We start from the raw sequence: 13,768 nt of genomic DNA on the forward strand, positions 1-13,768 counted from the left end.
GGAGAAACTCCTCATGAACCATCGCAGGGCCACACCCAGCCTTCCCGCTGCCGTGCTGTTCGACATGGACGGCACACTCGTCGACACCGAGCGGCTGTGGTGGGCGGCCGTGGAACAAGTGGCGGACGGGATCGGGCGGCAGCTGACCGACGCCGACACGCATCATGTGCTGGGCCGGCCGGCCGCACACACCGCAGCTCACCTGCACCGCACCGGCGGCCCGGCGGTCCCCGTCCCTGACGTGCTCGCCATCGAACTGGATACGGCGTTCGCCGCCCGAGTCGCCTGCGAGGTCATCCCACGACCGGGCGCGCTGCGCCTGCTGGACGAACTGGCCGCGGCCGAGGTCCCCACGGCGATCGTCTCCGCGTCGCCGCGCCATGTCGTCGACCTCGTGCGCAAGGCCCTGGGCGAGGAGCGGTTCGCGTTGACACTCGCCGTCGAGGACACGGTCCGCACCAAGCCGGCGCCTGATCCGTACCTCGCCGCGGCCGCCGCCCTCGGCGTCGATCCGCGCGCCTGCGTAGTCGTCGAAGACACGCCCACGGGTGTCGCCGCGGCCGAGGCCGCCGGGTGCGTGGTGCTGGCCGTGCCCTCCACCGTACCGATCCCGTCCGCAGCACGGCGGACAGTCCTCGGCTCCCTGGAGCGGGCCGATGTGACCCTGCTCGTGTCCCTGTTCACGTCCGCGGAAAGGAACTGACAGCATGGACGACATCCGCCACGTCGTGATCCTCATGCAGGAGAACCGCAGTTTCGACCACTACTTCGGCACGCTGAACGGCGTGCGCGGGTTCGATGACCGTCAGGCTCTGACGTTCCCGAACGGCGACAGCGTCTTCCGTCAGCCCGCCCTCTCCCGGACCGACGGCGGCTTCCTGCTGCCCTACCGGATGGACTCCACGAAGTTCAACGCGCAGAACGCCGACGGTCTGCCGCACGACTGGGAATCCGGTCACGATGCCAACAACAACGGTGCGATGAACCGCTGGACATCGGCCAAGGGTGAGCAGAGCATGGGCTACCTCACCCGTGAGGACATTCCCTACCAGTACGCGCTGGCCGACGCGTTCACACTCTGCGACGCCTACTTCTGCTCACTGGCCGGACCCACCAGCCCCAACCGCCTCTATCTGTGGACCGGAACCGTCGGCCCGGGCCGGGACGGCACGACCGGCCCGTGGATCGACAACACCCCGCTTCCCGACAACCCGGTCTGCGACTGGACCACCTACGCAGAACGCTTGTCGGCCGCCAACGTCACCTGGCGCGTTTACCACACTCCCGGACTGGACGAGCGCCACGGCAACTACGAGGACAACGCCCTGGAGTACTTCGCCCGATTCCACACCTTCGACAAGGACGACCCGCGCTACATCAATGCGATGACGAAGTGGGACCTTTCGGCGTTCGACGCCCACTGCAAGGACGGCACGCTGCCGACAGTGTCCTGGCTCGTCTCTCCGTATCTGTTCTGCGAACACCCGACCGCCAGCCCCGCTTACGGCGCCCACTGGGTCAACACCGCCCTTCAATCGGTCTTCGCCAACCCGGACGTGTGGCAGCACACCGTCTTCCTCGTCATGTACGACGAGAACGACGGCTACTTCGACCACATGGTGCCGCCGTCCCCGCCCGCCGCGACCCCCGAGGAGTTCGTGGACGGGCAGCCGATCGGGCTGGGCAACCGCGTCCCCCTGTGGGTGATATCACCGTGGTCGCGCGGCGGCTGGGTCAACTCCCAGGTCTTCGACCACACCTCCGTCCTGCGTTTCCTGGAACTCGTCACCGGCGTGCGGGAACCCAACATCTCGGAGTGGCGTCGCGCCGTATGCGGCGACCTCACCAGTTGCTTCGACTTCGCCCTGCCCGACTTCTCGATCCCCGCACTGCCAGACACCCGCGCGCTGGTGGAGCAGGCCGACGCGGCGATGGAACTGCCACCGGTGGAGCTCCCGGCACCGGGCACACAGGTCATGCCGACACAGGAACCGGGCGGTGCGCGTCCGCACCGGGCGCTGCCGTACCGCCCATGGGCCGACGTCGCTGTGGACCGCGCCACCGGCAAGGTCACCTGCACACTCGCCAACGAAGGAACGGTCTCCTTCCACTTCACGGTGTTCCCGAACATCGCGCGGCCGTTCGCCGGTACGCCGTTCACTGTCGCGCCGCGCAGCACTGCCACCTACGTGTGGGATGCCGTACGCACGGGCGGGCGCTACGACTTCACCGTTCACGGCGCCGACGGCTTCGTCTGCCGATTCGCCGGAACAGTGACCGGAGTTGATCAGAACGACGCTGCCGCTCCTCGGGTGACAGGGGTCCTGCGGGGCGGCAAGCCGGAGAACGCCTCGGTCGAGTTGCTGCTGGCCAACGACGGCGGTTCGGAGGTGTGCTTCACCGTCGCCCCGAACGACTTCGGCGGCACGGAACACACGCAACTGCTCGGCCCGCGCGAGAAGGCGGTCCTGAACTGGCCCACGGACAGCGGGCGGTACGACATGACCGTCACGGCGGACGGAGCCACGGGCTTCGCCCGGCGGTACGCGGGGACAGTGCACGCGGCCCCGAATACGATTACGGCTGATGTCTCGTGATCCGTTGATTCCAGCACGCTCTGTGAAGTTCCCCCTGATCATGGACAGCGGGTGATTACGCTGCGGGGGCGAGGTCTTGCGGCCCTGCGAAGTCCCGCAGACATCGACGGTGGCTAACAACCCTCTTCGGCTACCTGATCAAGTGCGTCGCCCAGCCCCTTGGAGGCATACCGAGGCTGGGCCTTGGCCCCGAGGGTCCAGTCACGCCTACAGGTCGGCTTTGGCGAGGAGCGCTTCCGCCTGCTCTCGGGTGAGTATCGGCGGGGCCGGCGCTGGTGAGGGACACGTGTGGGGGTTGCGGCGGGACGACAGGATCCACTCAGTGAGCGGGCTGTCGGTTTCCACGGTGGCCGCGATCCGCTCACGCAGAACCGACGGGGTGTCCGGGCGGGCCGCGATCGCGTTGCGGACAAAGATGTCTGGGTCATCTGCTAGCAGATCACGCAGACCGGTGGGCAGGTCCGGGTGGGCGGCGGCGGCCTCGCGCACGGCGGAATCCGGGTCGGTAGCCAGTTCCGGCGACGGTGGCGCGTATGGGACGGTGGCGGCACGGGTCACAGGATCAGCGAGCAGACCTGGCAGCAGATCCGCCGGCGGGGAGTAGGTCAAAACACTGTCCCTGCGGATGTTGGGATCGGCATCCGTCAGCAGAGCCCGACGCACTCGGTCCGGGGCATCGCGCCAGTGCTGGATGATCGACGACCGCACACTGGGCTCTGGGTCTGCGGCCAGGCGGGCCAGCAGTTCCGGCGGCAGATGGTCGTTCATCGCGAGAAACGATCGCACGGAGGGATCCGGATCGTCCGCCAACCGGGCCGGCAACCCCGGCGGCTCGTCCGCGACGCTCGCGGCGACCCCGCACCGGACCGACGGCTCCGGGTGCTCCGCCAGAGGGGCCCTGACGTCGGCGGGCACGGAGGAGTTGGCTGCGAGAGAACGTGCGGAGCCGAGCTCGATGATCTCCTCGATCTGCTGCTCGGTCAGGTCCCGGCGCAGCAGCGCCGCCGAGCGGCGGGCCGCCGGGTGCAGGAGCAGGCGCCACACCAGGTCGGCGGGGAGGTCCTCTTGGGCTGCCAGCGCGCTCAGTTCAGCATCCAGATTCGTGACTCCTCCCCGCCCTGAAGAGCGGGGCTTCTCGCTATGCCGGTTGGGCTTCGCGACGGACCAGCCCGGCCCGTAGGACGTTGAGAGCCCCGACTGTGTCGGCGTGTGCGCTATGGCCGCATGCGACGCAGTGGAACTTCTCCTGTGTGGGCCGGTTTTCCTTCGCGGTGTGCCCGCATTCGGGGCACGTACGGGAGGTGTTGCGGGGGTCCACGGCGATCACTTCCCGCCCGGCGCTTTCAGCCTTTGCGTGCAGGATCGTCAGGAACACCCCCCACCGGCATCGTTGATCGAGCGGTTCAGCCCGGCCTTCGCGGCGGCCCCGTTGGGCAGGAAGGTGCCCGGCCGGCCGGGGTCCGGCCTGGCGGCGGGGGCCCTGCTCAGGTTGCGGATCTTGAGATCTTCGTGCGCGATGAAGTCGTGCGCGCGGACCAGGCCGAGGGCGGTCTTGTGCGTGTGGTCCAGGCGCTGACGGCGCACCTTGCCATGCAGTTTGGCGACCTGCTCCACGGCCCGCCGGTGGTTGGCGGTGCGGTCCTTCGCCTTGCGGCGCGGGAACCGAGACAGCGCCTGCTGGGCGGCTTCGAGCCTCGCGGCAGCGCGGCGTCCGTGCCTGGGGTTCTCCACGAACCCGCCGTTGGAGTCGGCGAGGAAGTTGGCGATGCCCAGGTCGATGCCGGCCACGCTGCCCGTTGGCGGCAGTGACTCGGGCCGCTCCTGCTCGGCGGTCAGCACGACGAACCATTTGTGGCCCCCTCCAGTCCAAGGATCGCATTCCCGCCCGGCCTGAAGGCCGGGATTCCCTGCGAAGATCAGGGATCGCAGAGGACGAGCCAGGGCACTGGGCGGGGCATCGGGCGGAGCCGGTTCCCACCGCCGAGTGGGAACGCCCTCGCAGAGCACCTCGTCACAGTTTCTCTGAGCCGCGGTGATGTCCCACAAACCGGAGCCGGTGGCGGTCGACCGGCCTGGTTCGCGGCCCGGAATCGCGGTTGCCGACCAGATCACTCCGTTACGGGCAGGCACTCGGCGAGCAGGTCGACGACGTCGCGCCAGGCTCGCTGCGCGTGCCGTGGGTGGTAGCCGACGCCGGGACGCACGGTGTGGTCGACCGGCGGGTGGTGGAAGGCGTGCAAGGCGCCGCCGTAGACCACGAGGCGCCAGTCGACGCCCGCGGCCTGCATCTCTGCGGTGAACGCGCCCCGTTGCGCGGGCGGCATGATCGGGTCTTCCGACCCGACCCCGGCCCACACCGGGCAGCGAATGCGCGCCGCCTCACCCGGTCGGCCCGTGGTCAGCGCGTTGACTGTCCCGATCGCGCGCAGGTTGACGCCGTCGCGCCCGAGTTCCAGCCCGACGGCGCCCCCGGTGCCGTAGCCGATGGCGGCGATCCGGTCGGGGTCGGTCCGCGGTTCGGCGCGCAACACGTCGAGCGCCGCATGACCGATGCCCCGCATCCGGTCGGGGTTGGCGAGCAGCGGCATGCAACGGGCCAGCATCTCCTCGGGGTCACCCAAATAGCGCCCGCCGTGAAGGTCGAAGGCCAGCGCTACGTATCCCAGCTCGGCGAGAGCATCGGCCCGGCGGCGCTCGACGTCGCTGAGCCCCGTGCCCTCTGGCCCGAGCAGCACCGCGGGCCGGCGGTCGACGCCGGCCGGGAGTGCGAGGTGCCCGATCATCGTCAGACCGTCGGCCGGGTACTCGACCGTGCGCGTTGTAATCGTCGTCATGAGACTGGACTGTAGTGATCGTCGAGCCCGGTCGGGCCGGGGTTCACCGCCGGCAGAACAGCGCGGGTGTGCCTCTGAAATGCGGCGATGGCTCACAAGATCCGTCACAAATCCCGTTCCCGCGGCAGCTTTATCGGATCACCTGCCCTGGCCACGGTGCTGGAGGTGGACCTGCCGGGTCTTCCGCCGGGGGTATACCTCGCGCGGGACGAGCAGGTCAACGGCGCCACCACCGCCTACGCCAGCCATACCGAGGCGCGTGGTGGGGCGCCCACCGGGCGCTCTGCGTCTTCGACTTCCTCGGGTCAGAGTCTTGCCTGCGCTGCGCCACCTGCTCCGCGCGGCCGCCGGTCAGCTCTGCAGTGCGTCACACTTCCCACCGGACGCCGCCCTTCACGTCGGCCGGCCTCCATGACCAGCACACGGTGCCCGGTTGGCCCGAGCCGTCACTGCCCTCCGGGCACGGCGTGCTGGTGATCGGGACAACGACCGGCGGCCGCGGCTCCTGGTCGACCGCCCCGGCGAGGCGGCGGCGAGCAGCGGTGTACGAGATGCCCTCACGGGCCGCGAGCTCACGGGCCGCGCGCTTGCCGTGCTTGGACATGACCGGTCGCTCTCCCGGCGGCGGACCCCACGCGTCCCCGCCGCGGCGTCGGGCCAACGGAAGGTTGGCCACCGCCCGAAGCGGCACCCGATCATGATCTTCGCGACGGGGTGGGCGTGAGGGTCCGGGCGGCCGCCTGTCAGGGGGCGGCCGCCCGGACGTTGCGGTCGGTGGGGGCGGTCCGGCCTGGGAAGGGTCAGTGGGGCAGCCCGACAGCGCGTTCGCCGTTGCGACGCTGCTGGATGACTACGGCGGCGACAAGGAGGACGCCCTGGGCGACGTTCTGCCAGAAGGAGTTGATGCCCTCCACGGTGAGGCCGTTCTCGAGGCACCCGAGAAGGGCGACGGCGAGGAGGGTGCCGCCGATTCCGCCCTTTCCGCCCTTGAGGGCGGCGCCGCCGAGTGCCGCAGCAGTGATGGCTTTGAGTTCGAGGCCTTCGCTGCCGGAGACGGGCTGGCCTGAGCCGGTGCGTGCGGTGAGCAGGATGCCGGCGGCGGCGATGCCAATGAGGACGTAGACGCAGATGAGGTATTTGTTGATGTTGATGCCGGCGAGGCAGGCGGCGGTGTCGTTGCCGCCTATGGCGTAGAGGTTGCGGCCGATGTCGGTGTACTTGAGGAGCAGGTGCACCGAGAGGGCGACGACAACAAGAATCCAGACCATGACAGGCAGGCCTGCTACCTTGCCACGGCCAAGGAAGATGAAGACATCATTGTTGAGGACGTAACCCTGGGCGCGGCCGTCGGAAAGGAGCTGGGCGAGGCCCTTGTAGGCGGCGAGTCCGGCGAGGGTCGCGATGGTGGGGTTGACACGGCCGTAGACGATGACGAGGCCATTGACGACGCCGATGAGCAGCCCGACGCCGATGGCTGCGGCCATGCCGACGAGGGCGTTGGAGCCGGTGGTGGTGAAGACCATGGCGCTGACGACGGAGGCGACACCGACCTGCGAGCCGACTGAGATGTCCAGGCCGCCGCAGATGATGACGACGGTCTGCACGATGGCGAGCAGTCCGGTGATGGTGGCGGCCTCGGCGATCACCTGCATGTTGGACATGCTCAGATAGTTGGAGTTGAGGGACCCGAACAGCGTCCCCCTGACACGGAGCGCGCGCGATCACGCCTCGCCCGCGTCCGGGGGACGGAGTGCTGAAGGGTGCTCGGCGGTGCCGTGTCCCGACGCTCTCCTCGGTGTCGTCCTGGCCGCTGATCCTGTGGCTGTTGAAGTCACACTGTCAATCATGTTTGCATAATTAATGTCTAGGAGTACGGTGTGCGCCATGACTGAGCAGACGGGCTCCAGATTCCAGGACTGCGTGGCGTTGATCACCGGTGCCGCCGCCGGTATCGGCGCCGCGACAGCACGGCGCCTCGCCGCCGAGGGCGCGTCGGTGATCGCCGTAGACATCGCCGACGAGGCGGGCAAGGCGACGGTAGGAGCCATTACCGAGCAGGGCGGCCGAGCCGAGTACTGGCACGGAGATGTGACCTCCGCGCCCATGTGGGACGAGCTGGCCCGGCACGTCGATGCGCGGTACGGACGGCTGGACGTCCTACACAGCAACGCCTACGCGGTGGTCGTCAAACCCGCGCACGAACTGACGGAGGCGGAGTGGGACGGTCAGGTGTCGGTCACGCTGAAAGCCGCATGGCTGGGTGTGCGCGCCTTCGCGGAGACCTTGCGCGACAGCGACGGCTCAGTGGTGCTCACGTCCTCCGTCCATGCGCTGATCGGCCTCCCGGGGCACCCCGCATACGCCGCCGCCAAGGGTGCGCTGTGCGCGCTCGGCCGCCAACTGGCCGTCGAGTACGGACCGCAGGTGCGGGTCAACACCGTCGTGCCCGGTCCGATTATGACGGCGGCGTGGGACCGCGTGGACCAGGCGGGGCGGGCCGACAGCGTGGCCGAGACGGTCGCGAAGCGGTTCGGCACTCCCGAAGAAGTGGCAGCCACGGTCGCGTTCCTCGCCTCTGCCGACGCTTCGTACGTCACCGGCACAACGCTCGTGGTGGACGGCGGCTGGTCCGTCGTCAAAGCCTCCTCGTGACACACATCAAGATCGACGCCCGGTCGTCCGGCACACGACCCGGCGTACGGAGAGGGAGCCCCTGTGAATCGGCCGACACGCGGCCTGCACCAGCAGATCGTCGACATCATCGGCGAGCGGATCGTCCGAGGGACACACGCGCCCGGATCGTCGCTCTACCCCGACCAGCTCGAAGCGGAGCTCGGGGTCAGCAAGACGGTGCTGAGGGAGGCGCTCCGGGTCCTGGCGGCCAAGGGGCTCATCGACTCGCGCCAGAAGCGCGGCACCTTCGTCCGGCCTCGCGCTGACTGGAACCTTCTCGACGCCGACCTGCTGCGCTGGCAGGGCGCCGGCATCCCGGACGAGAACTTCCTGGCCAACCTCGGCGAGGTCCGGTCGATCGTCGAACCCGCCGGCGCTCGTCTCGCCGCCCAGCGCCGCAACGACCAGGACCTCGCCCAACTCACCGACGCCCTCGATCAGATGGCCGCAGCCGGCAACGACACCGAAGCCGTGGTCGAGGCCGACCTCGCCTTCCACCGGGCCCTGCTGGCCGCGGCCCACAACGAACTCCTGACCCGCATGGAGGTCGTCCTCGAAGCGGGTCTGCGGGTGCGCGACCACCTGGTCCACGGCACGGACCACTGGGCCGACTCCGTCCCGGCCCACGGCGCCGTCCTGGACGCCGTGCGCTCGCAGGACCCCGACGCCGCCGAACGCGCCGTCCACGCACTGCTCGCCCAGGCCACCGCCGACCTCCACGACCTGATACAACACGCCCCCGGGGAGACCGGATGAAGATCACAGCCCTGGAGACGTTCCTCGTCGCCCCACGCTGGCTGTTCCTGCGCATCGCCACCGACGAAGGGATCAGCGGTTGGGGCGAACCCGTGGTCGAAAGCCGCGCCGACACCGTCCGCACCGCTGTGCACGAACTCGCCGACTACCTTGTCGGCGAGGACCCGCTGCGAATAGAGCACCATTGGCAGGTGCTCACCAAGGGCGGCTTCTACCGTGGGGGGGCCGGTGCTCTCCAGCGCTGTCGCCGGCATCGACCAGGCGCTGTGGGACATCAAGGGCAAGGCGTACGGAGTGCCCGTCCACCAGCTGCTGGGCGGCCCGGTCCGCGACCGCCTGCGCGTGTACGCGTGGATCGGCGGCGACAGCCCCGCCCACGTCGGCGAACTGGCCCGGGAACAGGTCGAGGCCGGATTCACCGCGGTCAAGATGAACGGCTCCGCCCGGATGCGGTCCATCGACACCCCCGCCCAGACCCAGGCAGTCATCGACCGGGTGGCCGCCGTACGCGAAGTCCTGGGCGATGACCGCGACGTGGCAGTCGACTTCCACGGCCGCATGTCGACCGCCATGTCCCGGCGCATCCTCCCCCTCCTTGAGCCGCTGCACCCGCTGTTCGTCGAGGAACCCGTCCTTCCCGAGTACGCCCGCGACCTGCGCCCGCTCGTCGATTCCACCACCGTGCCGATCGCCTGCGGGGAACGGCTCTACTCCCGCTGGGACTTCCGCGACGTCCTGGCCACAGGCATCGCCGTCGCCCAGCCCGATGTCTCGCACGCAGGCGGTATATCCGAGGTCCGCCGCATCGCCGCCCTCGCCGAGGTCCACGACGTGGCGATGGCCCCCCACTGCCCCCTCGGCCCGATCGCGCTCGCCGCGAGCATCCAACTCGGCTTCGCCATACCGAACTTCCTCATCCAGGAGCAGAGCCTCGGCATCCATTACAACCGCGGCAACGACGTGCTCGACTACCTCCTCGACACAGCGCCGTTCCGCTTCACCGACGGATATGCCGCCCTGCCCACCGCCCCCGGCCTGGGCATCGACATCGACGAGAACGCCGTACGCCGCGCCGCCGAACGCGGGCACCGCTGGCGCAACCCCGTCTGGTCACACCACGACGGAGCATTCGCAGAATGGTGAATCACGTACCCCTGTCTGCCCGGACCGACCCCGACCACGGCGGGCGGTGGACCAGCCTGCGAGGCGAGGGACGTGAATGGCTGTGGCACCGGCCCGACCCCGCCCGTGCCACGGTCAGGCCCGGCGACGCATTCGTCGACGCGGGCGGCCTGGAGGAGTGCGTCCCCACAGTGCGCGGCCTCCCGGACCACGGCGACGCGTGGTCCCGCCGCTGGCGGCGGGAAGACGGCACGGATGTACTCGACACCTCAGACTTCACCCTGCGCCGCAGCCTGCGGCCGGGCCCGGCAGGCATGCTGTGCGCCAGATATCACCTGTCGGCCGAGCCCGGGTACCGCCTGGTGTGGGCAGGCCATGCGCTGCTGGACCTGACCGAGGACGCATACCTCGCCGCACCCGAGGCGACACCCACCCGCCTGTTCCGCGAGTCCGCACCTCTGATCGACCAGCCCTGGCCCGCGGACGCCCGCCATGTGACCGGCCCCTGGCCCGCGCCGTTCGGACTGCACCTGAACCGCCTGGGACCCGACGACGGCACCGCAGTGGGCGCCATCCTGACAGGGTGCCGCGACATCACCGTGGTCGACGGCGCCGACCGTCTGTCGTTCTCCCTGCACACCGACGCCGACGTCCCCGTGTCCGTCGCCCTGTGGCGAAACCTGCGCGGCTATCCGTGCACCGGCCCGCCCTACCGGAGCATCGGCGTCGAGCCGATGCTGGGCGCCGTCTTCGACCTCGCCGAAGCCGGACCGCGCGACGCGGCCACCGTGCCGCCGTCCGGCGAACTCCGCTGGGAACTGCGGATCACCGCCACCCGCGACACCACCGCCACCGCCACCGCACGCAACGAGAGCACACCATGAAACTGACCGAACTGCCCCATCGCACCCTTGCCATTGTGCGCGGAAACGATCGCAACGCCGCCCTGCGCACCGTGATCACCCTCGCCGAAGAGGGCATCACCGCCACCGAGGTGTCCCTCACCACTGCCGACGCACTCTGGGTGATCGAACAGGCCCGCCGCGAACTCGGTCCCGACGCCACACTCGGGGCAGGCACCGTTGTGACCACCGAGGACGCCGAACGCGCCGCCGACGCGGGAGCCGGCTTCCTCGTCACCCCCGGTGTCCTCCCCGACCTGCGCAACGGGCCCGCCCACGCGCTGCCGGTCCTCATGGGAGCCCTGACCCCCAGCGAGATCATCAGCGCTGTCGGCTGCGGAGCCCACGCAATCAAGCTCTTCCCCGCCTCTCTCGGCGGACCCGGCCATCTCACAGCCCTGCGCGCCCCGTTCCCCACCGTCCCCTTCGTGCCCGTCGGCGGCATCGACGCCGCCACCGCGCCTCTCTATCTGGCCGCCGGGGCCGTCGCCGTCGGTGTCGGCTCCCCCCTGATCGGCGACGCAGCCAACGGCGGCGACCTGGCAGCACTGCGCACCCGCACCGCGCAGTGGCGCACTGCCCTCACCGAGGCGGTGGCAGGTTGACCTCCCTCGCCGTACCCGACGTCATCACCGTCGGCGAGACCATGGCCGCCATGCGGGCAACCGGCCCCATCAAACTCGCACCGCCCATGGAACTGTCGATCGCCGGTGCGGAGTCGAACGTCGCCATCGGCCTTGCCCGGCTCGGCCACCGCGTCGGCTGGGCCGGAGCCGTCGGAAACGACGAGTTCGGCGCACTCATCCTGCGAACTCTGCGCGCCGAACAGGTCGACGTCACCCACGCGCGCACCGACACCGAGCAACGGCCCACCGGCCTCCTCGTACGCGAAGACGGCATCGGCGACCTTGCCACGGTCCGCTACTACCGTGCAGGTTCAGCAGGTTCGGCGATCCGTCCCCCGACATCCTCGCCACCCTGCGTCCCGGACTGCGCGTCCTGCACCTGACCGGCATCACCCCCGCGCTCGGCCTCTCGGCCGCCCAGGCCGTCCAGGCCGCTGCCACCCGGGCCCAGGAACTGGGGATCACCGTCTGCCTCGACGTCAACTTCCGCTCCCGGCTGTGGACCCAGGACGAGGCCAGGCGGACTCTGCTGCGACTTGCCCGCAATGCCGACATCCTTGTGGCGTCCGCCGACGAACTGCACCTGGTCACCGACGACCCGGCCCTCGATGAGAACGATGCGATCGCCTTGCTCCTTTCCCAGGGGCGACGCGAGGTAGTCATCACACGCGGTGGCGACGGGGCGAGTGTCACCACCGCCGAGGGCACTGTCAGTGCCCCCGCCCGGCCCGTGCCCGTCCGTGACGTCGTCGGCGCGGGTGACGCCTTCGTCTCCGGCTACCTCTCCGCCCTGCTCGACGGACTCGGCATCGAAGACCGCCTCCAACGCGCCGCAACCAGCGGTGCCTTCGCCGTCGCCACCCGCGGCGACTGGGAGGGTCTGCCCACCCGGCACGACCTCGCCCTCCTCGACTGCCCCGCGGGCGCCACCCTGCGTTAGGCCCCGCCCACTGCCATGAGAGGTGTCATGCACCGTCCCACCCCACAGGCCGACGTCTGGGTCCCGGGAGACTACGAGCTCGGGGAAGGCGCCCGCTGGGTCGACGGCCGACTGGTCTTCGTCGACATCCTGTCCGGACGCCTCCTCGAAGTCCCTGCCGGCACACCTCGCAAAGCAAGGGAGTTGCTGCGCCTGGACATGCCGCTCGGGGCGGTCGCCCCAGTCGCCGGCCGCCCCGGACACTGGATCGCCGCAGCCGGGACCGGCATTGTGCTGCTGACGCCCGATGGGCGGCCCGAATGGCTGGCTCGCCCCGAGGACGGCTCGCCCGTTCCCACCCGGATGAACGACGGCGTGTGCGACCCCCACGGCAGATTCTGGGCCGGCAGCATGCCCTACGACGGAACACCGGGCGCCGGGTCCCTCTACCGCACCAACTCCGACGGCTCCGTCCATCGCGTTCTCGACGGCCTGACCATCGTCAACGGGCCTGCCTTCACCCCCGACGGAGACATTCTCTACCTCGCTGACAGCGCCGCCGGCGTCATCTACCGCTGCACACTCGATACCGACGGAAACCCCATGACCCGGGACGAATTTGTCCGTGTCGGCGACGGCGGCTCACCTGATGGCATCACCGTCGACACCAGCGGCCGCCTCTGGGCGGCCATATGGGGACATGGAGCCGTCCACTGCTACGAACCCAGCGGCACGCTCAGCACGGTCGTACACCTGCCCACCCCCCAACCCACCTCCGTCTGCCTCCCCCCGGGAGGCGGACGCCTTCTCGTCACCACAGCGCGCTACGGCCTGACCGGCGACCCCGGCATCGCAGGAACCGTCCTCAGCATCCCCATCGACGCCGACGCGCCGGCCACGAGCACCTTCGGGCGCTCAGAACCCACATCCGACGTCTGTGCCCGATAGCCGTCATCAGACGGGCTCCTGACGCGTTCAAGGCAACCAAGGTCTCGTACCACCGGTGACAGTGACGGTGGCGACTGCCGCAACGGGTCCACGGCTGTTCCCGCATCAAGCCCCTGGCTTTGTCTGTGAGTCTGGGTTCTGGCTCAACAAACGTGGCTCGCGCACGCTGTGTGACGAGTCCAGGCGAAGCCACCGTTGCTTCTCAGCCGTTGACCGGTCCACTGGCCTTGTGGTGAGTGCGGGAAGTCCACGAGGCGCGCGGTTTCCTGCGGCGTGCCGAGGCGGGCGAGCGGCGTCTGGGTGATGCAGCTCTCCTGCATCTCCGTGGACATCCAGCCCGTATCGATCGGCACGGGGTTGATGACATTGGCGCCCTTGCACGTCGCGTACT

Annotated in this window: 13 protein-coding genes and 3 pseudogenes; 10 read left to right on the plus strand and 6 right to left on the minus strand. The window is 69.7% G+C overall.

The window, feature by feature from the left end; all coding sequences use genetic code 11:
- The first annotated feature begins 13 nt into the window (after nucleotides 1–13).
- Nucleotides 14–703, plus strand: a complete 690-nt coding sequence (locus OG953_RS03750) for an HAD family hydrolase (RefSeq protein WP_405682480.1) — start codon at nucleotides 14–16, stop codon at nucleotides 701–703.
- A gap of 4 nt (nucleotides 704–707) precedes the next feature.
- Nucleotides 708–2,597 carry a phosphocholine-specific phospholipase C gene (locus tag OG953_RS03755; RefSeq protein ID WP_405682482.1) on the plus strand — a complete coding sequence of 630 codons (1,890 nt, stop codon included), beginning with the start codon at nucleotides 708–710 and terminating at the stop codon, nucleotides 2,595–2,597.
- 207 nt (nucleotides 2,598–2,804) lie between these two features.
- Here OG953_RS03755 and OG953_RS03760 read toward each other — a convergent pair whose 3' ends face one another.
- The 5 genes and pseudogenes from OG953_RS03760 to OG953_RS03780 form a co-directional block, all read right to left on the minus strand.
- A complete protein-coding gene (locus tag OG953_RS03760; protein ID WP_405682484.1) occupies nucleotides 2,805–3,641 on the minus strand; it encodes a hypothetical protein in 837 nt (278 codons plus the stop codon).
- A 94-nt stretch (nucleotides 3,642–3,735) separates the two neighbouring features.
- Nucleotides 3,736–4,454, minus strand: a pseudogene (locus tag OG953_RS03765) (RNA-guided endonuclease InsQ/TnpB family protein); the annotation flags it as partial.
- Between the two features lie 251 nt (nucleotides 4,455–4,705).
- Nucleotides 4,706–5,431: a dienelactone hydrolase family protein gene (locus tag OG953_RS03770; RefSeq protein ID WP_405682485.1), complete on the minus strand. Its 726-nt coding sequence runs from the start codon at nucleotides 5,429–5,431 to the stop codon at nucleotides 4,706–4,708.
- A gap of 367 nt (nucleotides 5,432–5,798) precedes the next feature.
- A complete protein-coding gene (locus OG953_RS03775) occupies nucleotides 5,799–6,035 on the minus strand; it encodes a hypothetical protein (RefSeq protein WP_405682487.1) in 237 nt (78 codons plus the stop codon).
- A 196-nt stretch (nucleotides 6,036–6,231) separates the two neighbouring features.
- On the minus strand, nucleotides 6,232–7,092 hold the full coding sequence (locus tag OG953_RS03780; RefSeq protein ID WP_405682488.1) for an ABC transporter permease: 861 nt from the start codon (nucleotides 7,090–7,092) through the stop codon (nucleotides 6,232–6,234).
- 223 nt (nucleotides 7,093–7,315) lie between these two features.
- Between OG953_RS03780 and OG953_RS03785 the strand changes: the two genes are divergently transcribed.
- The 8 genes and pseudogenes from OG953_RS03785 to OG953_RS03820 all read left to right on the plus strand — a co-directional run bounded on the left by OG953_RS03785 (nucleotide 7,316) and on the right by OG953_RS03820 (nucleotide 13,377).
- The gene (locus OG953_RS03785) at nucleotides 7,316–8,083 is read left to right on the plus strand and encodes an SDR family NAD(P)-dependent oxidoreductase (protein WP_405682489.1); all 768 of its coding nucleotides are present in this window, start codon (nucleotides 7,316–7,318) and stop codon (nucleotides 8,081–8,083) included.
- Between the two features lie 63 nt (nucleotides 8,084–8,146).
- Complete coding sequence (locus tag OG953_RS03790; protein WP_405682490.1) at nucleotides 8,147–8,860, plus strand: FadR/GntR family transcriptional regulator; 714 nt, start codon at nucleotides 8,147–8,149, stop codon at nucleotides 8,858–8,860.
- Nucleotides 8,857–10,003, plus strand: a pseudogene (dgoD, locus tag OG953_RS03795) (galactonate dehydratase). Before OG953_RS03790 ends, dgoD begins: the two are co-directional and overlap by 4 nt.
- Nucleotides 9,997–10,866: a hypothetical protein gene (locus OG953_RS03800; protein ID WP_405682491.1), complete on the plus strand. Its 870-nt coding sequence runs from the start codon at nucleotides 9,997–9,999 to the stop codon at nucleotides 10,864–10,866. Before dgoD ends, OG953_RS03800 begins: the two are co-directional and overlap by 7 nt.
- A complete protein-coding gene (locus OG953_RS03805) occupies nucleotides 10,863–11,489 on the plus strand; it encodes a bifunctional 4-hydroxy-2-oxoglutarate aldolase/2-dehydro-3-deoxy-phosphogluconate aldolase (RefSeq protein WP_405682492.1) in 627 nt (208 codons plus the stop codon). The genes OG953_RS03800 and OG953_RS03805 overlap by 4 nt, the downstream gene beginning before the upstream one ends.
- On the plus strand, nucleotides 11,486–11,893 hold the full coding sequence (locus OG953_RS03810) for a PfkB family carbohydrate kinase (protein WP_405682493.1): 408 nt from the start codon (nucleotides 11,486–11,488) through the stop codon (nucleotides 11,891–11,893). Before OG953_RS03805 ends, OG953_RS03810 begins: the two co-directional genes overlap by 4 nt.
- A gap of 5 nt (nucleotides 11,894–11,898) precedes the next feature.
- Nucleotides 11,899–12,450: a PfkB family carbohydrate kinase gene (locus tag OG953_RS03815; protein ID WP_405691604.1), complete on the plus strand. Its 552-nt coding sequence runs from the start codon at nucleotides 11,899–11,901 to the stop codon at nucleotides 12,448–12,450.
- A 27-nt stretch (nucleotides 12,451–12,477) separates the two neighbouring features.
- Nucleotides 12,478–13,377: an SMP-30/gluconolactonase/LRE family protein gene (locus tag OG953_RS03820; protein ID WP_405682495.1), complete on the plus strand. Its 900-nt coding sequence runs from the start codon at nucleotides 12,478–12,480 to the stop codon at nucleotides 13,375–13,377.
- Between the two features lie 143 nt (nucleotides 13,378–13,520).
- On the opposite strand, the pseudogene OG953_RS03825 reads toward OG953_RS03820, so the two are convergent.
- A pseudogene (locus OG953_RS03825) lies at nucleotides 13,521–13,748 on the minus strand (hypothetical protein); the annotation flags it as partial.
- Nucleotides 13,749–13,768 lie beyond the last annotated feature (20 nt).

The sequence above is a fragment of the Streptomyces sp. NBC_00057 genome, assembly GCF_045041165.1.
Taxonomy (GTDB): domain Bacteria; phylum Actinomycetota; class Actinomycetes; order Streptomycetales; family Streptomycetaceae; genus Streptomyces.

Coding starts and splice junctions, on each gene's coding strand:
- OG953_RS03820 (WP_405682495.1), top strand. CDS start 12,478: ATGCACCGTCCCACCCCACAGGCCGACGTCTGGGTCCCGGGAGACTAC.
- OG953_RS03755 (WP_405682482.1), top strand. CDS start 708: ATGGACGACATCCGCCACGTCGTGATCCTCATGCAGGAGAACCGCAGT.
- OG953_RS03780 (WP_405682488.1), bottom strand. CDS start 7,092: ATGTCCAACATGCAGGTGATCGCCGAGGCCGCCACCATCACCGGACTG.
- OG953_RS03800 (WP_405682491.1), top strand. CDS start 9,997: ATGGTGAATCACGTACCCCTGTCTGCCCGGACCGACCCCGACCACGGC.
- OG953_RS03805 (WP_405682492.1), top strand. CDS start 10,863: ATGAAACTGACCGAACTGCCCCATCGCACCCTTGCCATTGTGCGCGGA.
- OG953_RS03750 (WP_405682480.1), top strand. CDS start 14: ATGAACCATCGCAGGGCCACACCCAGCCTTCCCGCTGCCGTGCTGTTC.
- OG953_RS03770 (WP_405682485.1), bottom strand. CDS start 5,431: ATGACGACGATTACAACGCGCACGGTCGAGTACCCGGCCGACGGTCTG.
- OG953_RS03785 (WP_405682489.1), top strand. CDS start 7,316: ATGACTGAGCAGACGGGCTCCAGATTCCAGGACTGCGTGGCGTTGATC.
- OG953_RS03775 (WP_405682487.1), bottom strand. CDS start 6,035: ATGTCCAAGCACGGCAAGCGCGCGGCCCGTGAGCTCGCGGCCCGTGAG.